This is a genomic window from Pseudomonas sp. IT-P2 (genome assembly GCF_949767575.1).
Classification (GTDB): domain Bacteria; phylum Pseudomonadota; class Gammaproteobacteria; order Pseudomonadales; family Pseudomonadaceae; genus Aquipseudomonas; species Aquipseudomonas pharyngis.
Map to the genome: position 1 here is coordinate 33,612 of NZ_CATKQA010000045.1, position 20,720 is coordinate 54,331.

General features: G+C 61.6%; 16 protein-coding genes. 2 read left to right on the plus strand and 14 right to left on the minus strand.

Features of this window, described 5'->3' with window-relative positions; all coding sequences use genetic code 11:
- Window positions 1–63: 63 nt before the first annotated feature.
- The 14 genes from purF to leuC all read right to left on the minus strand — a co-directional run bounded on the left by purF (window position 64) and on the right by leuC (window position 16,255).
- A complete protein-coding gene (purF, locus tag ACM6JM_RS21985) occupies window positions 64–1,569 on the minus strand; it encodes an amidophosphoribosyltransferase (RefSeq protein WP_007956466.1) in 1,506 nt (501 codons plus the stop codon).
- Window positions 1,570–1,610: 41 nt separating this feature from the next.
- On the minus strand, window positions 1,611–2,171 hold the full coding sequence (locus ACM6JM_RS21990) for a CvpA family protein (RefSeq protein ID WP_103386621.1): 561 nt from the start codon (window positions 2,169–2,171) through the stop codon (window positions 1,611–1,613).
- A 98-nt stretch (window positions 2,172–2,269) separates the two neighbouring features.
- Complete coding sequence (locus ACM6JM_RS21995; RefSeq protein WP_074687691.1) at window positions 2,270–2,944, minus strand: SPOR domain-containing protein; 675 nt, start codon at window positions 2,942–2,944, stop codon at window positions 2,270–2,272.
- On the minus strand, window positions 2,928–4,235 hold the full coding sequence (gene folC, locus ACM6JM_RS22000; RefSeq protein WP_085667871.1) for a bifunctional tetrahydrofolate synthase/dihydrofolate synthase: 1,308 nt from the start codon (window positions 4,233–4,235) through the stop codon (window positions 2,928–2,930). The genes ACM6JM_RS21995 and folC overlap by 17 nt, the downstream gene beginning before the upstream one ends.
- Window positions 4,232–5,152 carry an acetyl-CoA carboxylase, carboxyltransferase subunit beta gene (accD, locus tag ACM6JM_RS22005; RefSeq protein ID WP_039771593.1) on the minus strand — a complete coding sequence of 307 codons (921 nt, stop codon included), beginning with the start codon at window positions 5,150–5,152 and terminating at the stop codon, window positions 4,232–4,234. Before accD ends, folC begins: the two co-directional genes overlap by 4 nt.
- Before the next feature lie 192 nt (window positions 5,153–5,344).
- The gene (locus ACM6JM_RS22010; RefSeq protein ID WP_039771595.1) at window positions 5,345–5,959 is read right to left on the minus strand and encodes a phosphoribosylanthranilate isomerase; all 615 of its coding nucleotides are present in this window, start codon (window positions 5,957–5,959) and stop codon (window positions 5,345–5,347) included.
- Between the two features lie 64 nt (window positions 5,960–6,023).
- The gene (gene truA / locus ACM6JM_RS22015; RefSeq protein WP_039771597.1) at window positions 6,024–6,848 is read right to left on the minus strand and encodes a tRNA pseudouridine(38-40) synthase TruA; all 825 of its coding nucleotides are present in this window, start codon (window positions 6,846–6,848) and stop codon (window positions 6,024–6,026) included.
- A 150-nt stretch (window positions 6,849–6,998) separates the two neighbouring features.
- The gene (locus tag ACM6JM_RS22020; protein ID WP_414882483.1) at window positions 6,999–9,635 is read right to left on the minus strand and encodes a FimV/HubP family polar landmark protein; all 2,637 of its coding nucleotides are present in this window, start codon (window positions 9,633–9,635) and stop codon (window positions 6,999–7,001) included.
- 209 nt (window positions 9,636–9,844) lie between these two features.
- Window positions 9,845–10,855, minus strand: coding sequence for an aspartate-semialdehyde dehydrogenase (locus tag ACM6JM_RS22025; protein WP_074687688.1), 1,011 nt, complete (start codon window positions 10,853–10,855; stop codon window positions 9,845–9,847).
- Between the two features lie 191 nt (window positions 10,856–11,046).
- Complete coding sequence (asd, locus tag ACM6JM_RS22030; RefSeq protein ID WP_414882484.1) at window positions 11,047–12,159, minus strand: aspartate-semialdehyde dehydrogenase; 1,113 nt, start codon at window positions 12,157–12,159, stop codon at window positions 11,047–11,049.
- Between the two features lie 66 nt (window positions 12,160–12,225).
- On the minus strand, window positions 12,226–13,308 hold the full coding sequence (gene leuB / locus ACM6JM_RS22035; RefSeq protein ID WP_039770158.1) for a 3-isopropylmalate dehydrogenase: 1,083 nt from the start codon (window positions 13,306–13,308) through the stop codon (window positions 12,226–12,228).
- 69 nt (window positions 13,309–13,377) lie between these two features.
- Complete coding sequence (locus ACM6JM_RS22040; protein WP_115077206.1) at window positions 13,378–14,145, minus strand: class I SAM-dependent methyltransferase; 768 nt, start codon at window positions 14,143–14,145, stop codon at window positions 13,378–13,380.
- Window positions 14,146–14,180: 35 nt separating this feature from the next.
- Window positions 14,181–14,825, minus strand: coding sequence for a 3-isopropylmalate dehydratase small subunit (leuD, locus tag ACM6JM_RS22045; protein WP_007956446.1), 645 nt, complete (start codon window positions 14,823–14,825; stop codon window positions 14,181–14,183).
- An 11-nt stretch (window positions 14,826–14,836) separates the two neighbouring features.
- Window positions 14,837–16,255 carry a 3-isopropylmalate dehydratase large subunit gene (leuC, locus tag ACM6JM_RS22050; protein ID WP_011333350.1) on the minus strand — a complete coding sequence of 473 codons (1,419 nt, stop codon included), beginning with the start codon at window positions 16,253–16,255 and terminating at the stop codon, window positions 14,837–14,839.
- A 140-nt stretch (window positions 16,256–16,395) separates the two neighbouring features.
- Between leuC and ACM6JM_RS22055 the strand changes: the two genes are divergently transcribed.
- Complete coding sequence (locus ACM6JM_RS22055; protein WP_007956444.1) at window positions 16,396–17,286, plus strand: LysR family transcriptional regulator; 891 nt, start codon at window positions 16,396–16,398, stop codon at window positions 17,284–17,286.
- 68 nt (window positions 17,287–17,354) lie between these two features.
- Window positions 17,355–20,633, plus strand: a complete 3,279-nt coding sequence (locus tag ACM6JM_RS22060; protein ID WP_039770156.1) for a bifunctional diguanylate cyclase/phosphodiesterase — start codon at window positions 17,355–17,357, stop codon at window positions 20,631–20,633.
- Window positions 20,634–20,720: the final 87 nt, after the last annotated feature.

A 20,720-nucleotide genomic window follows, 5' to 3' on the forward strand; every position in this document is an offset into this window, starting at 1 on the left:
TGTTCTCGGTAAATAAAAGTCTTTTGCCAGATACAAAACCGGCCCCTAGGGGCCGGTTGAAACTCAGTTGTTGTACAGATCGATGATCGCACTGACCGCCTGGGTCTTGACCTTCGAGGCATCGTTACGTGCCTGTTCGATCTTGTTCAAGTAAGCCTCGTCGACATCGCCAGTGACGTACTTGCCGTCGAACACTGCGCAATCGAAGTTTTCGATCTTGATCTTGCCGCCACCGACCGCTTCGATCAAGTCAGGCAGATCCTGATAGATCAGCCAGTCAGCACCGATCAGATCAGCCACGTCCTGGGTCGAACGGTTGTGCGCGATCAGCTCGTGAGCGCTCGGCATGTCGATGCCGTAAACGTTCGGGAAGCGAACAGCCGGAGCCGCCGAGCAGAAGTAGACGTTTTTCGCGCCGGCTTCGCGGGCCATCTGGATGATCTGCTTGCAGGTAGTGCCACGAACGATCGAGTCGTCGACGAGCATCACGTTCTTGCCGCGGAATTCCAGCTCGATGGCGTTGAGCTTCTGACGTACCGATTTCTTGCGCGCGGCCTGGCCGGGCATGATGAAGGTACGACCGATGTAGCGGTTCTTGACGAAGCCTTCGCGGAATTTCACGCCCAGATGGTTGGCCAGCTCCAGCGCGGCAGTGCGGCTGGTGTCCGGAATCGGGATGACCACGTCGATGTCGTGCTCTGGACGCTCGCGCAGGATCTTCTCCGCCAGCTTCTCACCCATGCGCAGACGGGCCTTGTAGACCGACACGCCGTCGATGATCGAATCCGGGCGCGCCAGGTAGACGTGTTCGAAGATGCACGGGGTCAGGGACGGATTGGTCGCACACTGACGAGTGTGCAGCTTGCCGTCTTCAGTGATGTAGACCGCTTCGCCTGGTGCCAGGTCGCGAATCAGGGTGAAGCCGAGCACATCCAGCGAAACACTTTCGGAGGCGATCATGTACTCGACGCCTTCGTCGGTGTGACGCTGGCCGAACACGATCGGGCGGATGCCGTGCGGGTCACGGAAACCGACGATGCCGTAACCGGTCACCATCGCCACGACAGCGTAGCCACCGACGCAACGGTTATGCACGTCGGTCACGGCGGCAAACACGTCTTCTTCGGTCGGTTGCAGCTTGCCGCGCTGGGCCAGCTCGTGAGCGAACACGTTGAGCAGCACTTCCGAGTCGGAGCTGGTGTTGACGTGACGCAGATCGGATTCGTAGATCTCTTTGGCCAACTGTTCAACGTTGGTCAGGTTACCGTTGTGCGCCAGGGTGATGCCGTAAGGCGAGTTGACGTAGAACGGCTGAGCCTCGGCCGACGTCGAGCTGCCGGCAGTCGGGTAACGGACGTGGCCGATACCCATGTGGCCGACCAGGCGCTGCATGTGACGCTGTTGAAACACGTCACGCACCAAGCCATTGTCCTTGCGCAAGAACAACCGGCCATCATGGCTGGTCACGATACCGGCAGCGTCCTGGCCGCGGTGCTGGAGCACGGTTAGCGCGTCATACAGCGCCTGATTGACGTTCGACTTACCGACGATACCGACGATGCCACACATGCGACGCAACCCCTACTTAATGGATCTGAACTGAACAACACTCACTGAGGCGTTTTGGCCGACGGCAAGAGTTGCTCCTTGAACGGAATATCAGCGGGTACGCTGATTCCGCTGGCAAGCCACTGACTGCTCCACCCGAGAATCAGGTTCTTGGACCAGTCTGCGACCAATAGAAACTTTGGCACGAGCTGTGATTCTTTCCACCACCCGTCCTGCTGTACCGGCCCCAGGCTCAACAGCCCGACCGCCACGACCACCAGCAACACGCCACGCGCAGCGCCGAAGGCCATGCCGAGGAATCGATCGGTCCCGGACAACCCGGTGACGCGAACCAACTCGCCGATAAGATAATTGATCATTGCGCCCACGATCAGTGTGGCGACAAACATGATGGCACAGCCCGTGATCACACGAGCCGACGGTGTTTCGATGTATCCGGCGAGGTACTCGGACAGTGAGCCACCGAACATCCAGGCAACAGCTCCTGCGATGATCCAGGTCACCAGCGACAATGCTTCTTTGACGAAGCCGCGGCTCAAACTGATCAAAGCGGAGATGGCGATGATTGCAACGATCGCCCAGTCAACCCAGGTAAATGGCACAGTGCAGCCTACAGACGGATAAGGCGGCGCATTTTAGCAGAGCGCATGGCTGTCGGTAAGCTGCGATTTTCAGTGCATTTCTATCGAAGTGATAGATATCAGCCGCGTTCAGGCTGGAAGCGCACCACAAACCCCTTGAGGTTCTGCTGGCGGCTCAACAGATCGCGCAGACGATCGGCTTCGGCGCGCTCGATCAACGGACCGACGAACACCCGGTTCTTGCCATCGGCAGAACGGATGTAAGCGTTGTAGCCCTGACTGCGCAGGGTTTTCTGCAGGCTTTCAGCGCTGGCGCGGCTCGATAGACTGGCCAGTTGCACCGACCAGCTCACCGACAGACCATTGGCATCGACGCGGCTTTGAGTGGTGTCCGGCTTGGCAGACAGCGCAGCGATCGGCTGGGCTGGGGCTGTGGTTGGCTTGACCACAGGAGCGGGAGCGGGAGCGGGAGCCGGCGCAACCGGTTTGGCTACCGGCGCCGGAGCCGGGGCTGGCGCGGCGGAAGCAATAGGTGCCGTTGGCACAGCCTGCTCGGCGACTTCGTCATCGCTTGGCACTGGCTCTTGCGGGAGAACCTGCGGCTCAGGTACGGCCACGGTTTCCATCTGGATCTGCGCCACGGCGGGCGCTTGCGGCGCAGCCGGCGCTTCGACAGTCACCTGACGCTGTTCATCCTGACGGGAAAATAGCATCGGCAGGAAAATCACCGCCAGCGCCACCAGCACCAGGGCACCGACCATGCGCTGCTTGTACGCTTTATCCAGCAAAGCCATTTGCCGCTTCCTCCGTGGAGCGCCGAGACAGCCATTCGAGGGCCTCGGCGACACAATAAAATGATCCGAACAGCAAGATCTCGTCGTCGCTGGTGGCCACTGCACACTGCCCTTCCAGCGCAGCCGCCACACTGTCATAAGACGTGACCGAGGCGCCAAGGTTCTGCAATGCCTGATTCAATTCATCCACCGGACGCGCACGTGGCGAATCCAGCGGCGCCACCGCCCAGTGCTGGACGCTGGCATTCAATTCACCGATGACGCCGTCCAGATCCTTGTCCGCCAGCAGGCCGAACACCGCCAGACGCTTGCCGACCGGCGGACGAGCCGCCAGACGCCGCGCCAGATACTCCGCCGCATGCGGGTTGTGTCCAACGTCCAGCAACAGGTTCAGACGTTTGCCGTTCCATTCGAACGAGCGACGATCGAGACGACCGACCACACGAGTCGCCCGCAACGCCGCAACAATCTGTTCGGCATCCCATGGCAAACCGAGCAGCAGATAAGCCTGCAACGCCAACGCGGCGTTTTCCATCGGCAGATCAAGCAGCGGCAAATCACGCAGTTCGACGACCTGACCGTCAGCATCGGTACCGCGCCACTGCCAGAATTGATCCGTGATACCCAGATCGAAATCACGCCCGCGCAGGAAGAACGGGCAAGCAAGCTCGCGCGCCTTGTCCAGCAGGGGTTGTGGAGGATTCAGATCGCCGCACAGTGCAGGTTTGCCCTGACGGAAAATCCCGGCCTTCTCGAAGGCCACGGATTCGCGGGTATTGCCCAGGTAATCGGCATGATCGACACCAATGCTGGTGACCAGCGCGATATCGGCATCGACCACGTTGACAGTGTCCAGACGCCCGCCCAGCCCGACTTCCAGCACCACCGCATCGAGCCCGGCCTGTTGAAACAGCCAGAACGCCGCCAGGGTGCCCATTTCGAAGTAAGTCAGGGAAGTGTCGCCACGCCCCGCTTCTACCGCCGCGAAGGCTTCGCACAACTGCGCGTCAGTGGCTTCGACGCCATTGAGCTGCACCCGCTCGTTGTAACGCAGCAGGTGCGGAGAATTGTAGACACCGACGTTCAGGCCCTGCGCCCGCAGCAAAGAAGCCACGAAAGCGCAGGTCGAACCCTTGCCGTTGGTGCCGGTAACCGTGATCACCCGTGGCGCCGGCTGGCCCAGTCCCATGCGGGACGCTACCTGTTGCGAACGCTCCAGCCCCATGTCGATGGCCGATGAATGCAACTGTTCAAGGTAGGCGAGCCACTCGCCAAGGGTGCGCTCGGTCATACGTTGGCAGGCACCGGCGGAACGACGATCGGCTCGATCGGCGCAGCAACGAATTTAGGCGTCGGTTTGCCGGTCAGTTGCGCCAGCAGGTTACCCAGACGCGGACGCAGTTCGCGACGGTCGATGATCATGTCGATCGCACCGTGCTCCAGGAGGAACTCGCTGCGCTGGAAGCCTTCCGGCAGCTTTTCGCGCACGGTCTGCTCGATCACGCGCGGGCCGGCGAAGCCGATCAGGGCTTTCGGCTCGCCGACGATCACGTCGCCCAGCATCGCCAGACTGGCGGAAACGCCGCCGTAAACCGGGTCGGTCAGTACGGAGATGAACGGAATGCCTTCTTCGCGCAGGCGCGCCAGCACGGCCGAGGTCTTGGCCATCTGCATCAGAGAGATCAGGGCCTCCTGCATGCGCGCGCCACCGGAAGCGGAGAAACAAACCATCGGGCAACGGTTTTCCAGCGCGTAGTTGGCGGCGCGCACGAAGCGCTCACCGACGATGGCGCCCATGGAACCGCCCATGAAGCTGAATTCGAACGCCGAAACCACGACCGGCATGCCCAGCAGGGTGCCGCTCATGGAAACCAGTGCGTCTTTCTCGCCGGTCTGCTTCTGGGCAGCGACCAGACGATCCTTGTACTTCTTGCCGTCACGGAATTTCAGACGGTCAACCGGCTCCAGGTCGGCGCCCAGTTCAGTACGGCCTTCGGCGTCCAGGAAGATGTCGATGCGCGCACGTGCGCCGATGCGCATGTGGTGGTTGCACTTGGGGCAAACGTCCAGGGTCTTTTCCAGCTCCGGACGATACAGCACAGCCTCGCAGGACGGGCATTTGTGCCACAGACCTTCAGGGACCGAGCTCTTCTTGACCTCGGAACGCATGATCGAAGGGATCAGCTTGTCTACCAACCAGTTGCTCATGCTTTCTTTCTCCAGTACCGGCGGCCCGAACGCTCTGGTTCGCGGCCCCGCGTATGCCCTTCAGCTAAATTCATGTGTGGCGATGATCGGCCGGACTGCCGGGTCAGCGGAACTGACCTGCGTACACCCCGAAAAGACCCTCAGCCTCTTTTCTACAGAGCTGTGGACGGCGGCAGTCTGCCAGCCGTCACATCAGCGTACGGCGTTGATGAATGCACGAATCTTTGCGTGATCCTTGATGCCCTTGCTCGCCTCTACCCCGCCGCTGACATCCACGGCATACGGCCGCACCCGGGCGACCGCATCGGCGACGTTCTCCGGCGTCAGGCCGCCGGCCAGAATCAACGGCTTGCTCAAACCCTGCGGAATCAGTGACCAGTCGAACGCCTCGCCGGTTCCACCGGGCACGCCTTCGACATAAGTGTCGAGCAACACGCCGCTGGCGCTCGGGTAGGCATCGCAGGCAGCGGCAATGTCATCGCCCGCCTTGACCCGCAAGGCCTTGATGTACGGCCGGTGCCAGCCTTCACACTCGGCGGCGGTTTCGTCGCCGTGGAACTGCAGCAGATCCAGCGGCACGGCATCGAGGATTTCCCCGAGCTCGCAACGGCTGGCATTGACGAACAGCCCGACCGTGGTCACGAACGGCGGCAATGCGGCGATGATCGCCCGCGCCTGCTGCACGGTCACGGCCCGGGGACTTTTAGCGTAGAACACAAAACCGATGGCATCGGCCCCGGCCTCCACGGCTGCCAACGCATCTTCTATGCGGGTAATCCCGCAAATCTTGCTGCGAACGGCTGACATGTCGATAAAAACCCCAAGGCAAATCCGAGAAAGTCCCGGATGGTAACAAATGCGTTCGAGGGCGTCAGCCGTCAAGTTCCGCGAAACCCGTAAGGAAATGTGGCCCGATGAAACGCTCCGGCAACGGGAACTCGTCGTGGTACTCGACCTGCACCAGATACAGGCCGAACGGATGCGCCGTAACTCCGCCGGAACGCCGCTCGCGGCTCTCCAGCACTTCTTTCATCCACTCTACTGGCCGCTCGCCGGCACCGATGGTCATCAGCACGCCGGCGATGTTGCGCACCATGTGATGCAGAAACGCGTTGGCGCGGATGTCCAGAACGATCATTTTGCCGTGACGGGTCACGCGCAGGTGATGCATCTTCTTGATCGGCGACTTGGCCTGGCACTGGCCGGCACGGAAGGCACTGAAATCATGAGTACCGATCAGGTACTGCGCGGCCTCGGCCATGCGCTCGACGTCCAGCGGACGGTGATTCCAGGTGATTTCTTCATTGAGATGCGCCGGGCGGATCTGATCGTTGTAGATCACGTAGCGATAGCGCCGGGCAATCGCCTTGAATCGCGCATGGAAATGCGCCGGCATGACCTTCGCCCAACTGACGCTGATGTCGTGGGGCAGATTGATGTTGGCGCCCATGACCCAGGCTTTCAGCGAACGGTCGACCTGGGTGTCGAAATGCACCACCTGCCCGCAGGCATGCACACCGGCGTCGGTGCGCCCGGCACATTGCAGTGAGATCGGCGAGTCGGCGACCTTCGACAGGGCTTTTTCCAGGGTTTCCTGCACGGTGAGTACACCGGTGGACTGGCGCTGCCAGCCGCTGTAGCGCGAGCCCTTGTATTCAACGCCCAGCGCGACGCGGAAAAAGCCTTCGGGTGCCATTTCGGCGGCCGGGTTATCTATGTTTGCCAAGTCGGTACAGCCTGCTGATCTACGAAGGCGGGCATTATAAGGCGGTGGGACGGGGAAACCAGACCCAAACAAAAACGGCAGCCTCATGGGCTGCCGTTTTGTTTACCGCTGAATGCCGACTCAGGCCAGATGCGACAGCATTTCGCTCGCTTCGCTCTTCTGCTTGTCGTTCCCCTCACTGATGACCTCATTGAGGATGTCGCGCGCGCCGTCGTTGTCGCCCATGTCGATGTAGGCCTGAGCCAGATCGAGCTTGGTCGCAGCTTCGTCAGTACCGGACAGGAAGTCGAAGTCATCCTCGCCCAGATCATTGCCCAACGCTGCGTCAGCCTCGGTGAAGCTTGGCTCGTTGATGCTGCTCGACAGGCGATCCAGCTCGGCGTTGACGTCGTCCAGTTCGGCGGCGAACGCATCCGGCTCGGCTGACGTCGCGTCCATTTCGTCAGCCAGGGACAGGTCGAAATCGGCTGGCAGCTCCAGATCATCCTGCGGCACGTCGGCCACGGCCGGGGTTTCGACCAGCGGCAGATCCTTCACGCCCTCGTCAAGATCCAGCAGGAAATCATCATCTGCCAGCTCGACCGGCGCAGGCGCAGGATCGGCACCGAGATCCATATCCAGGTCGAAATCCGACAGGTCGTCGAGGTTTTCCTTGATATCGGTCTGCTGTTGCAGCACCGACTCGAAGCTCAGATCGTCGTCAGTCGGGAACGCATCCAGCTCGACCGGCGCTTCCGGCTCGACAGTCGCCACAGGCTCTACTGGCGTGATGTTATCCAGATCGTCGAGGCTCAGGTCGAAAGCACTGTCGAGTTCGTCATCTGCCGCGGCAGGCGCTTCAGGCTCGTCGAGCAGCAGCTCCTTGACGTATTCCGCGTCCAGCTCGGCAGCCATGGCCGCAGCCGCCAGACCGCTGGCCGCGACGACCGCCATGGCCGGGAAGCGGCTTTTCAGCTCTTCGACCTTGGCGAAGTTGTCGCCATTGGCGACCAGTTGACGCTCCTGGCCGACGAACGCGTCACGGTCGCCCTGACGGCCGTAGACTTCCATCAGTTTCAGACGCAGATCGCTGCGCTGCGGCTCCAGGCTCACGCCCTCCTCCAGCAGCGCGGCCGCTTGATTCAGGCGACCGCCGTCGATGTGCGACTGCGCCTTGTCCAGCACGTCGTCGGAACGCTCGGCGGCCGGCGCCACCAACGGCGCGGCGATCGGCTCGGCCATCACGACTGGCGCCACTACAGCAGCAGCGGCTGGGGCTGGGGCTGGGGCTGGGTTCAGCTTGACGCTGGCGGCTGGCACTTCCAGACCTTCGAAGCTGCTTTCCGGCAGATCGAGATCCTGGGAGAACGATTGCTCCTCCAGCGCACGGGCCATGCGCAGGTGTTTTTCGGCTTCCTGCTGCGCCTTGCGGCGGCGGGCCAGCAGCAACAGCAGGAGCAGCAGAACCACCGCACCGCCACCGACCAGACCCAGCAGGATCGGATTGGTCAGCAGTTCGTTGAAGGTTTTCTCGTCATCGGCGGCGGGCGTGGTTTCAACCACAGGCTCGACAACCGGCTCGACTGGGGCCGGAGCAGCAGCCTCAGGCGCAGGTGTGGCCGGGGCAGCCTCTGCCGGAGTGGCCGGCGGCGTGGCCGCCAGTTCCGCGGTGATCGCCGGCACCACTGGCGCAGTGGCGGCGGTCGCGGGAGCAGCACCCGAACCTTCGGCCTGCATCTTCGCCAGTTGATTGTTTTTCAGTTCGATCAGGCGTTGCAGCTTGTCCAGCTGGCTTTGCAGATCGGCCATGCGGCTTTTCAGTTCTTCGTTGTCACGACGGGTGGTGTCGAGACTTTCCTGAGTGACCGCCAGTTTGTTGCTCAGGGCCTTGGCATCGCCGGCGGGGCCCTTACCACGCGCCTTGGCGCTTTCGGCGGACACCAGGCTCAGGTTGTCCTTGGCGTTCTGCGCAGCGCCGGTATTGGCACGGCCACGATTGGTCGCATCGAGTTGCTGCTGACCGGTGCCCGGCTTGGCCACATAACGACGGCCCTGACGCCAGGCTTCGTTCTGCGCGGCCACTTCGGCAATCGCTTTGGACTGCGGCAGTGCGGTGCTTTGCACCTGATCGGGCAGACGCAGCACCTGACCGGTTTTCAGGCGGTTGATGTTGCCGCCGATGAACGCGTCCGGGTTCAAGGCCTGGATCGCCAGCATGGTCTGCTGCACCGAACCGCCGGTGCGCGCCTTCGCGGCGATTTCCCACAGGGTGTCGCGCGGCGTTGTGGTGTGGGTCGAATGGGTGGCGCCGGTGGTCGGTGCGGTGATGGTTTGCGCTGGCGCGGGTTGAGCGGCGGCATCGGCGGTCTGCGGCGAAAACTTCGACGGATCCAGCAGCACGCTGTAGTCACGCAGCAGGCGGCCGTTCGGCCACATTACCTGCACGAGGAATTTCACCATCGGTTCCGACAGCGGTTTGCTCGAGGTAACGCGCAGCACACTTTTGCCGCTGGCGTTGAGCACCGGGGTGAACGTCAGATCATTGAGGAAGGCCTGGCGATCGACGCCGGCCTTGGCGAAATCTTCCGGCGAGGCCAGGCTCGGCACCACTTCGGCAGCGGTCAGATCCTTGACATCGAGCAGCTCGATTTCCGCTACCAGCGGCTGGTTCAGGGTCGACTTCAGGGTCAGCTCCCCGAGCCCGAGGGCATGCGCCATACCGGAGGACAGCGCCGAGGCGGCCGCTATTGCTAACACCAGTTTGCGAACTTGAACCATAGCCTCTTCCTTTGTTTGAACGTTCCTCGGCCAGCGAGAAGATGTTGATAGTCGCTGCCGTAAGGCATTGCGCGCGACGACGACAGCATGCCGCGCGCGATCATTTCTTTGATGCCCCGGAAAGTCCCGGAGGGTGACACGTTGCCAACTGCTCCGGCCAAGCATAGCGCCCGGCTAGAATCAGTCGACAAATTGTTGCCAAGTATCTTTTACAGCAGGTCTTTTATCAACAACTCGGCGACCTGCACGGCGTTGAGGGCCGCACCTTTGCGTACGTTATCTGACGTCAGCCACAGATTAAGTTCCGACGGTTCGTCGACACCGGCACGCACCCGCCCGACGTAGACCACGTCCTGCCCCACCGCGTCACCGACGGCGGTCGGATAATCACCGGCCTCGACCAGCTCGATGCCCTCGGCATCTTCCAGCGCAGCATTGACCTTTTCCAGGTCGACCGCGCTCGCTGACTGCAAGGTCACGCTAAAGCTATCGCCAAAAAACACCGGGGCTTGAACGCAAGTTGCGGAAATCTTTAATAAAGGCTTGGCCAACACCTGACGCAGCTCGCGCACCAGGCGTTTTTCCAGCAGCGTATGACCTTGCGCATCCGGTGTGCCGACCTGGGCCAGCAGGTTGAAAGCCATCTGCCGGTCGAAGAATGTCGGCTCCAGCGGACGCATGTTCAGCAGCTCGGCGGTCTGGCGCGCCAGCTCGGTCACGGCTTCGCGGCCCTGGGCGGAAACCGCCAGATTGGCGGTGACATGCACGTATTGCAGTTCGATCAGATCGAGCAGCGGCGCCAACACCACGGCCAAAGTAGTGGCCGACGGGCTTGGACTGCTGACCTGGAACGGCACTTTCAAACCGGCCAGCACATCGGCATTGGCTTCCGGCACCACTTGCGGCGCCTGATCCGCCGGCAAGGCGCCGGACAGATCAACCAGCGAGCAACCCGCCGCGTGAGCGCGGGCGGCGTAACTCAGGGTGATGGCCGGGCCGGCGGCGAAGAACGCCAGTTTGACCTTGCTGAAATCGAACTCGTCGACTTCACGCACGCGCACGTTCTTGTTGCGAAACAGCACCGAGCTGCCGGCGGATTCGCTGCTGGCCAACAGGTGCAGCGTGCCGACCGGGAAGTCGCGTTCTTCGAGGATCTGCACAAGGGTTTCGCCGACAGTACCGGTGGCACCGATCACGGCAATATCAAGGGTCTGGGTCATGTGCTACCTCTGGCGAAACGGGGGAGCGGCACTTTACCGGGTGAGTCGCACGCAGGCAATTCGCGCCCGCCGCGAAGAGCGGACGCGGAGCGTCCATGGCTGCATTCCCACGCAGAGCATGGGAACGATCAACAGGTACAAAAAAACCCGCGCCTCTTGCGAGGCGCGGGTTCTCTCATTGCATCAAGCGATCAACGCTCAAGCAGGATCCGCAGCATGCGACGCAGCGGTTCGGCCGCGCCCCACAGCAGTTGGTCGCCGACGGTGAAAGCACCGACGAACTGCGAACCCATGTTCAGCTTGCGCAGACGACCAACCGGTACGTTCAGGGTGCCGGTGACTTTCGTCGGGCTCAGCTCCTGCATGCTGATATCGCGGTTGTTCGGCACCAGTTTGACCCAAGGGTTGTGCTGGCTGATCAGCCCTTCGATGTCGGCGATCGGCACGTCCTTGTTCAGCTTGATGGTCAGCGCCTGGCTGTGGCAACGCATGGCGCCGATGCGCACGCAGATGCCGTCGACCGGGATCGGGCTCTTGAAGCGACCGAGGATCTTGTTGGTCTCGGCCTGGGCCTTCCACTCTTCGCGGCTCTGGCCGTTCGGCAGTTCCTTGTCGATCCACGGGATCAGGCTGCCGGCCAGCGGTACGCCGAAGTTTTCGGTCGGGTACGCGTCGCTGCGCATGGCTTCGGCCACACGACGGTCGATGTCGAGGATCGCGCTGGCAGGATCGGCCAGTTGATCGGCGACAGCGGCGTGGGTCGCGCCCATCTGCTTGATCAGTTCACGCATGTTCTGCGCGCCGGCACCGGAGGCCGCCTGATAGGTCATGGCGCTCATCCACTCGACCAGACCGGCCTCGAACAGACCACCCAGGCCCATCAGCATCAGGCTGACGGTGCAGTTGCCGCCGATGTAGTTCTTGGTGCCCGCATCGAGCTGCTGGTCGATGACCTTGCGGTTGACCGGATCAAGGATGATTACGGCGTCGTCGTTCATCCGCAGGCTCGAGGCCGCGTCGATCCAGTAACCCTGCCAGCCGGCTTCGCGCAGCTTCGGGAATACTTCGCTGGTGTAGTCGCCGCCCTGGCAGGTCAGGATCACGTCAAGGGTTTTCAGCTCTTCAATGCTGTAAGCGTCCTTGAGCGGAGCAATGTCCTTGCCCACGGACGGGCCTTGGCCATCGACATTGGAAGTGGTGAAAAACACCGGCTCGATAAGATCGAAATCCTGCTCTTCCAGCATCCGCTGCATGAGCACGGAACCGACCATGCCGCGCCAACCGATCAGACCTACACGTTTCATCGCAACTACACCTTCTTGAAAAGTGGGCCGCTGCTTTGTATTGAATTTCGCAGCGGGCCCGAGAGATTACAGATTCCGCAGCGCGGCGACTACTGCGTCACCCATTTCCTGCGTACCGACTTTAGTGCAACCGGTCGAAAAGATGTCGCCGGTGCGCAGACCCTGATCCAGCACCACGCTGACCGCTTTTTCGATGGCATCGGCCGCTTCGTGCAGATTGAAGCTGTAACGCAGCATCATCGACACCGACAGGATGGTCGCCAGCGGGTTGGCAATGCCTTTGCCGGCGATGTCCGGTGCCGAGCCGTGGCAAGGCTCGTACATGCCCTTGTTGTTGGCATCCAGCGAGGCCGACGGCAGCATGCCGATGGAGCCGGTGAGCATCGACGCTTCGTCGGACAGGATGTCGCCGAACATGTTGTCGGTGACGATCACGTCGAACTGCTTCGGCGCACGCACCAGCTGCATGGCGGCGTTGTCGACGTACATGTGGCTCAGTTCAACGTCCGGGTAATCCTTGGCCACCTGCTCGACCACTTCACGCCACAGTTGGCTGGACGCCAGCACGTTGGCCTTGTCCACCGAGCACAGCTTCTTGCCACGCACGCGGGCCATGTCGAAACCGACACGGGCGATACGGCGGATTTCGCTTTCGCTGTACGGCAGGGTGTCGTAGGACTGGCGCTCGCCGTTTTCCAGGGTGCGGGTGCCGCGCGGTGCGCCGAAGTAGATGCCGCCGGTCAGCTCACGGACGATCAGGATATCCAGGCCGGCAACAATTTCCGGCTTCAAGCTCGAAGCCTCGGCCAGTTGCGGGTACAGGATCGCCGGACGCAGGTTGCCGAACAGGCCCAGTTGCGCACGGATTTTCAGCAGACCGCGCTCAGGGCGGATGTCACGCTCGATGGTGTCCCATTTCGGGCCGCCGACGGCACCCAGCAGCACGGCGTCGGCGGCACGGGCGCGATCGAGGGTTTCGTCGGCCAGCGGCACGCCGTGCTTGTCGATGGCGGCGCCACCGATCACGTCATGGCTCAGCTCGAAGCCCAGGCTGTACTTGTCGTTGGCCAGCTCCAGCACCTTGACCGCTTCGGCCATGATTTCCGGACCAATACCGTCGCCTGGGAGAATCAGAATCTGCTTGCTCATGCTTTCCTCGTGTCTTCAGTCGGTGCGCCATCGACGGGCGCGCCCGGAAAAATACTTATCGTTTCAGGATTACTTTTCAGCCCAGAGCACCAGTACGTCTGTACTGAACGAACCATCGGCCTCAATCTCAAAATATTCGCGCACTTCGTTGCCCATCGACTGCTGCAACTGGCGGATCGCGGCACGCATCACTTCGGGTGTGCGCATGCGCTCGACCCAGCTGTTGTACTCCAGACGCAGGCGCTGACGCGTGGTGCTGCGGGTGTGCAGACCGGCCTCGCTGACCTGGCGCAACCACTCACCGGCCGAATAATCGCGTACATGGCTGGTATCGCGCAGCACTTCGACGCTCTGCAAATAGGTGTCGAACAGCGGACTGCCCGGCGACAGCACATCGATGAACGCCGCCACGCCACCCGGCTTCAGCACCCGACGCACTTCGCGCAAGGCCACACCGAGATCGCTCCAATGGTGCGCCGAATAGCGGCTGAACACGAAGTCGAATTCGCCATCGGCAAACGGCAGACGCTCGGCGGCGCCGTTGACCGTGGACACATTGCTCAAACCGCGATCAACAGCAGCGGCGGCCACCACGTCGAGCATCTGCTGCGACAGGTCGTAGGCCACCACTTCTTTCACCAACGGGGCAACGTGAAAACTCACGTGCCCGGCGCCGCAACCCAGGTCCAGCACCCGCGCCTCGCCCTGCCCCGCCAACTCAGCCTGCAGCAGCGCAAATTCAGTGCCTTGAGCGTGAACGGCGCTGCTCAGGTAGGCGGCGGCCTGTTCACCGAATTGCTTCTGTACAACCTGACTGTGCTGGGCGGTGCTGGTCATGGGTACGTCCTTTTCTGGGTTTCAACCTTTCAGATTCACGCGTCGCGGAACAACCACGGCTGGCTAGCGCGATGTTTGGCTTCGAACGCGGCAATCGCATCGCCGTCCTGCAAGGTCAAGCCGATGTCGTCCAGGCCGTTGAGCAGGCAGTGTTTGCGGAAAGCGTCGATCTCGAAGCGGTAGACCTTGCCGTTCGGGCTGGTGACGGTCTGCTCGTGCAGATCGATCTGCAACTGATAGCCCGGCGCGGCTTCGACCTGCTTGAACAGCTCGTCGACTTCGGCATCGCTCAAGATGATCGGCAGCAAGCCGTTCTTGAAGCTGTTGTTGAAGAAGATGTCGGCATAGCTCGGCGCGATGATGCTGCGGAAACCGTATTCTTCCAGCGCCCACGGCGCGTGTTCACGGCTGGAGCCGCAGCCGAAGTTCTCGCGGGCCAGCAACACGCTGGCGCCTTGATAACGCTCGGCGTTGAGCACGAACTCCTTGTTCAGCGGACGCTTGGAGTTGTCCTGATACGGCTGACCCACATCGAGGTAACGCCACTCGTCGAACAGGTTCGGGCCGAAACCGGTGCGCTTGATCGACTTCAGAAACTGCTTCGGAATGATCTGGTCGGTGTCGACGTTGGCACGATCCAGAGGCGCGACGAGACCAGTGTGCTGGGTAAAAGCTTTCATGCTGCGCTCCTTTAGATCAATTCACGAACGTCGATGAAACGACCGTTCACCGCCGCCGCAGCGGCCATGGCCGGGCTGACGAGGTGGGTACGGCCACCGGCGCCCTGACGGCCTTCGAAGTTACGGTTGGAGGTCGAGGCGCAATGTTCGCCGGACTCCAAACGGTCCGGGTTCATCGCCAGACACATCGAGCAACCCGGCTCGCGCCATTCGAAACCGGCTTCGAGGAAGATCTTGTCCAGACCTTCGGCCTCGGCCTGGGCCTTCACCAGACCCGAGCCCGGCACCACGATGGCCTGCTTGATGGTCGACGCAACCTTGCGGCCCTTGGCGATCACCGCCGCAGCGCGCAAGTCTTCGATCCGCGAGTTGGTGCAGGAGCCGATGAATACGCGGTCGAGCTGGATGTCGGTGATTGCCTGATTGGCGGTCAAACCCATGTATTTCAAGGCACGGACGATCGAGTCGCGTTTGACCAGATCCATCTCTTTAGCCGGGTCCGGCACGTTCTGATCAACGGCCAGCACCATTTCCGGCGATGTGCCCCAGCTGACTTGCGGCTTGATCTGCGTGGCGTCGAGCTCGACCACGGTGTCGAAATGCGCGTCGGCGTCGGACACCAGGTCTTTCCAGGACTCGACAGCCAGATCCCACTCGGCGCCTTTCGGTGCGAACGGACGACCCTTGACGTAATCCACGGTCTTCTGATCCGCCGCCACCAGACCCACGCGGGCGCCGGCTTCGATGGACATGTTGCAGATGGTCATGCGGCCTTCGATGGACAGGTCGCGAATCGCGCTGCCAGCGAATTCGATGGCATGGCCGTTACCGCCGGCGGTGCCGATCTTGCCGATCACCGCGAGGACGATGTCCTTGGCGGTCACGCCGAACGGCAATTGGCCTTCGACGCGCACCAGCATGTTCTTCATTTTCTTGGCGACCAGGCACTGGGTGGCGAGCACGTGCTCGACCTCGGAAGTACCGATACCGTGAGCCAGGGCGCCGAACGCGCCGTGGGTCGAGGTATGCGAGTCGCCGCAGACCACGGTCATGCCCGGCAAGGTCGCGCCCTGCTCCGGGCTGATCACATGAACGATGCCCTGGCGCACATCGTTCATCTTGAATTCGACGATGCCGTACTCATCGCAGTTGTCGTCGAGGGTCTGAACCTGCAAACGCGAGACCTGGTCGGCAATGGCTTCGATGCCGCCCTTGCGCTCCGGGGTGGTCGGTACGTTGTGGTCCGGGGTGGCGATGTTGGCATCGATGCGCCACGGCTTGCGTCCGGCCAGACGCAGGCCTTCAAAGGCTTGCGGCGAGGTCACTTCGTGGATGATGTGACGATCGATATAGATCAGCGCCGAGCCATCGTCGCGCTGCTTGACCAAATGCGAATCCCAGAGCTTGTCGTAGAGCGTTTTGCCGGCCATCAGACGGTTCCTCATCAGCTTGTTTCTATGCCCTGGGCTTATCAATAACCCTTTGGCTTGTGAGGCCGATCCTATGGGGTTAGATTAAATAACTCAAATTCATATTTTTTATGCTTTGGATAACCAACTGGAATACGAACATGGACCTGGCCAACCTCAATGCTTTTATCGCGATTGCCGAGACCGGAAGCTTCTCCGGTGCCGGCGAACGGCTGCACCTGACGCAACCGGCGATCAGCAAACGCATCGCCGGCCTGGAGCAGCAATTGAATGTGCGGCTGTTCGACCGGCTCGGTCGTGAAGTGGGCCTGACCGAGGCTGGTCGGGCCCTGCTGCCACGGGCTTACCAGATTCTCAACGTGCTCGACGACACGCGCCGCGCCCTGACCAACCTGACCGGCGAAGTCACCGGCCGCCTGACCCTGGCCACCAGTCACCACATCGGTCTGCACCGTCTGCCGCCCTTATTGAGGGAATACACCCGCCGCTACCCACAGGTGGCGCTGGATATTCAGTTTCTCGATTCGGAAGTGGCCTACGAGGAAATTCTCCACGGCCGGGCGGAACTGGCGGTCATCACCCTCGCGCCGGAGCCGCATACGCTGGTCAAGGCCACGCCCGTCTGGGACGACCCGCTGGATTTCGTGGTCGCCCCGGAACATTCATTGATCAGCAACGGCGCCGTCACATTGGCGGACATTGCCGGCCATCCGGCGGTTTTCCCCGGCGGCAACACCTTTACCCACCATATTGTCCAACGGCTGTTCGAGGCTCAGGGCCTGACGCCGAACATCGCCATGAGCACCAACTACCTGGAAACCATCAAGATGATGGTGTCGATCGGCCTGGCCTGGAGCGTTTTGCCGCGCACCATGCTCGATGAACAGGTGGCGCGCATACCTTTGCCGGGCATACAGCTCAGTCGCCAGCTAGGCTATATCCTGCACACTGAAAGGACGCTGTCGAATGCTGCACGGGCGTTTATGGCCCTGCTGGACGCTCAAATCGATCTGCCAGGGACTCTCGGCTAACTTGTGCTACTCCTATAGAGCTGCCGCCCCTGTGCCAAACGCCCAAATCAGCTCAAGGCCCCTTAACAATGCCGAAATCTGTTGACCGTATTCCGCCGATGCCGCGTATTCAGGCCATTGATCCACGGCGATCCGAGCAGAGCTGGGAGAGCGCGCCGCAATTGCTCGCGGCGCTCAACGGTGCCCGGCTCGGCGCCTGGTACTGGGATATCGAGCGCGGGCAGATCAGTTGGTCACGCGGCACTCAGGCCTTGTTCGGCTTTGATCCTCGGCAACCGCTGCCCGAAGACCTGGAATACCTCGATCTGCTGCCGCCGGAAGACCGGGCGAAAACCATCCGCGCCTTTCACGCGGTGATTGCCGGCGCACCGCTGGAGCAGGCAATGCACCACCGCATTCGCTGGCCCGACGGCAGCCTGCACTGGCTGGAAATCAACGGCAGCCTGCTCCCCGACAAACACGGTCGCCCCCGAATGATCGGGGTGATCCGCGAAATCACCCACCAGCGGCAACGGGAACAGGCGCTCAGCAGTTCGGAGAAACGTTTTGCGACACTGTTTCATCTGTGCCCGAACATGGTGCTGCTGACCCGCCAGGAAGACGGCCTGATCAGCGAGGCCAACCAGTATTTCGAAAGTCTGTTCGGCTGGCCGGTACAAAGCGCCATCGGGCGCACCACCCTGGAACTGGGCCTGTGGGTGCATCCCGAGCAACGGGCGGAGCTGGTCAAGAAAACCAAGGCCAAGGGTGAACTGGTCAGCATGGAGGTGCAGTTCCGCGCCAGCAACGGCCAGATCCACGACGGCATCCTCAGCGCGCAAAAGGTCGAACTCGAAGGCCAGCCTTACCTGCTCAGCACCTTTCTCGACACTACCGAACGAAAAGCCGCCGAACATGCCCTGAAAGACAGCCAGGAACGCCTCGACCTGGCGCTGGATTCGGCGCAACTCGGCACCTGGGACTGGCACATTCCCAGCGGCATGCTCTACGGCTCGGCCCGCGCTGCGCAATTACACGGCCTGGAGCCGAAACCGTTCCATGAATCCTTCGAAGAGTTTTTCGAGGGCGTCCCCGGCGAAGAACGCGACAGCATGCGCGACGCCTATCGCAGTCTGCGCGAAGGCCCGGCCGGCAATTATCAACTGACTTACCGCGTGCAACTGCCGGACGGCAGCTCGCGTTATCTGGAAAGCCGCGCCCGCCTCTATCGCGACGACAACGGCGTACCGCTGCGGATGGCCGGCACCCTGCTGGACATCACCGATCAGGTCGAGCGCGAACAACGGTTGGTGGCTTCGGAAGAGAAATTCGCCACGCTGTTCCAGGTCAGCCCCGACCCGATCTGCGTCACGCGCCAGGAAACCGGGGAATTCATCGAGATCAACTCCAGTTTCTCCCAAACCTTCGGCTGGAGCGCCAGCGATGTGATCGGCCACACCGCCGAAGAAATCGGCCTGTGGGACGCCTCGGCGAAAAGCCTGCAACGCATCGAACGGGTGATCCGCGAACAGGGCCTGAGCAATGTTGCGATCATCGTCCAGCACAAGGACGGCCAGTCGCTGACCTGCGTGATTTCCAGCCGTCAGATCAGCGTCGGTAACCAGCCGTGCATCGTCACCACGTTGCGCGACATCACCCAGCAACAGCGCTCGGAAGCGGCGCTCAAGGCCAGCGAAGAGAAGTTCGCCAAGGCGTTTCACTCCAGCCCCGACGCGATCACCATCACCGAGCGCGACACCGGGCGCTATCTGGAGGTCAACGACGGTTTCTGCCGCCTCACCGGCTACCGCGCCGACGAAGTGGTGGGCAAAACCGTGTATCAGGTCGGCATCTGGGCCGAGGAAAAACAGCGTTCGGCACTGCTCGCCGAGCTACAGATCAAGGGCCGCGTACACCATCAGGAAATGCTCGGGCGCAACAAGCGTGGCGAGATCCTGACAGTGGAAGTCTCGGTCGAACCGATCACTCTCAACGAAACCGCGTGCCTGTTGCTCACGGCCCGGGACGTCAGCCTGCTGAAGAACGCCGAAGCGCAGATCCGCCATCTGGCGTATCACGACCCGCTGACCAACCTGCCCAACCGCGCACTGCTGATGGATCGCCTGAGCCAGCAGATCGCCCTGCTCAAGCGCCACAACCTGCGCGGGGCGCTGCTGTTTCTCGACCTGGATCACTTCAAGCACATCAACGACTCGCTGGGGCACCCGGTCGGCGACACGGTGCTGAAAATCATCACCGCACGGCTTGAAGCCAGCGTGCGCATGGAAGACACCGTGGCGCGGCTCGGTGGCGATGAATTCGTGGTGCTGCTCAGTGGCCTGGAGGGCACGCGCAACGAAGTCAGCGCTCAGGTGCGCGAGTTGGCCGACACCATTCGCGAGTTGCTGTCGGAGCCGATGTTCCTCGACGGCCAGCGCCTGCAAGTGACGCCGAGCATCGGCGTGGCGCTGATTCCCGATCACGGTTCGACCCCGACCGACCTGCTCAAACGCGCCGACATTGCGCTGTACCGCGCCAAGGATTCGGGGCGCAACACCACGCAGATGTATCACAACACCATGCAGAAAGCGGCCAGCGAACGGCTGCGCATGGAGACCGACCTGCGTCTGGCGCTGGCCCGGGGCGAATTCGACGTGCATTACCAACCGCAAATCGACGCCCAGGACAACCGCATCATCGGCGCCGAAGCCCTGGTACGCTGGAATCACCCGGAACTCGGCGCGCAATCGCCTACCGAATTCATCAAGGTGCTGGAGGACAGCGGACTGATTCTGGAAGTCGGCACCTGGATCCTCGACGAGGCGTGCGAAGCCTTCAAACAATTGATCGCCGAAAAGCTGATCGACCCTCTGGCCTTCAGCCTGTGCGTGAACATCAGCCCCCGGCAGTTCCGCCAGAACGACTTCGTCGAGCGCATCGAACACAGCATGAGCAGCCACGGTCTGCCCTGCTCGCTGCTGAAACTGGAAATCACCGAAGGCATCGTCATCCAGAACCTGGAAGACACCATCAGCAAAATGCGCCGCCTGAAAAAACTCGGCGTGAGTTTTGCCATGGACGATTTCGGCACCGGCTATTCATCGCTGACGTACCTGAAACGACTGCCGGTGGACACGCTGAAGATCGATCAGTCATTCATCCGCGACGCCACCACCGACCCCAACGACGCCGAAATCATCCGCGCCATCGTCGCCATGGCCCGCAGCCTGGAACTGGAAGTGATCGCCGAAGGCGTGGAAACCCCGGAACAGCTGGCCTTCCTTCAGGGGTTGGGCTGCCATTTGTATCAGGGTTATCTGCACAGTCGGCCGTTGCCGCTGGAGGGATTGAAGGGATTGCTGGAATGACCCGACACCTGCGATTGCTTGTCGCAAGTATTGACCCAGGCCGGTAATTGCCAGGGTTGGCGGCAACCTGTAGGGTCGCGTTTTTTC

What these genes read in the sequence shown, in the direction of transcription:
- ACM6JM_RS22020 (WP_414882483.1), bottom strand. Translation starts at nt 9,635, where the DNA reads ATGGTTCAAGTTCGCAAACTGGTGTTAGCAATAGCGGCCGCCTCGGCG.
- leuC (WP_011333350.1), bottom strand. Translation starts at nt 16,255, where the DNA reads ATGGCCGGCAAAACGCTCTACGACAAGCTCTGGGATTCGCATTTGGTC.
- leuB (WP_039770158.1), bottom strand. Translation starts at nt 13,308, where the DNA reads ATGAGCAAGCAGATTCTGATTCTCCCAGGCGACGGTATTGGTCCGGAA.
- ACM6JM_RS22060 (WP_039770156.1), top strand. Translation starts at nt 17,355, where the DNA reads ATGCCGAAATCTGTTGACCGTATTCCGCCGATGCCGCGTATTCAGGCC.
- ACM6JM_RS22010 (WP_039771595.1), bottom strand. Translation starts at nt 5,959, where the DNA reads ATGTCAGCCGTTCGCAGCAAGATTTGCGGGATTACCCGCATAGAAGAT.
- truA (WP_039771597.1), bottom strand. Translation starts at nt 6,848, where the DNA reads ATGGCACCCGAAGGCTTTTTCCGCGTCGCGCTGGGCGTTGAATACAAG.
- accD (WP_039771593.1), bottom strand. Translation starts at nt 5,152, where the DNA reads ATGAGCAACTGGTTGGTAGACAAGCTGATCCCTTCGATCATGCGTTCC.
- purF (WP_007956466.1), bottom strand. Translation starts at nt 1,569, where the DNA reads ATGTGTGGCATCGTCGGTATCGTCGGTAAGTCGAACGTCAATCAGGCG.
- ACM6JM_RS22040 (WP_115077206.1), bottom strand. Translation starts at nt 14,145, where the DNA reads ATGACCAGCACCGCCCAGCACAGTCAGGTTGTACAGAAGCAATTCGGT.
- folC (WP_085667871.1), bottom strand. Translation starts at nt 4,235, where the DNA reads ATGACCGAGCGCACCCTTGGCGAGTGGCTCGCCTACCTTGAACAGTTG.
- ACM6JM_RS22055 (WP_007956444.1), top strand. Translation starts at nt 16,396, where the DNA reads ATGGACCTGGCCAACCTCAATGCTTTTATCGCGATTGCCGAGACCGGA.
- ACM6JM_RS21995 (WP_074687691.1), bottom strand. Translation starts at nt 2,944, where the DNA reads ATGGCTTTGCTGGATAAAGCGTACAAGCAGCGCATGGTCGGTGCCCTG.
- leuD (WP_007956446.1), bottom strand. Translation starts at nt 14,825, where the DNA reads ATGAAAGCTTTTACCCAGCACACTGGTCTCGTCGCGCCTCTGGATCGT.
- asd (WP_414882484.1), bottom strand. Translation starts at nt 12,159, where the DNA reads ATGAAACGTGTAGGTCTGATCGGTTGGCGCGGCATGGTCGGTTCCGTG.
- ACM6JM_RS22025 (WP_074687688.1), bottom strand. Translation starts at nt 10,855, where the DNA reads ATGACCCAGACCCTTGATATTGCCGTGATCGGTGCCACCGGTACTGTC.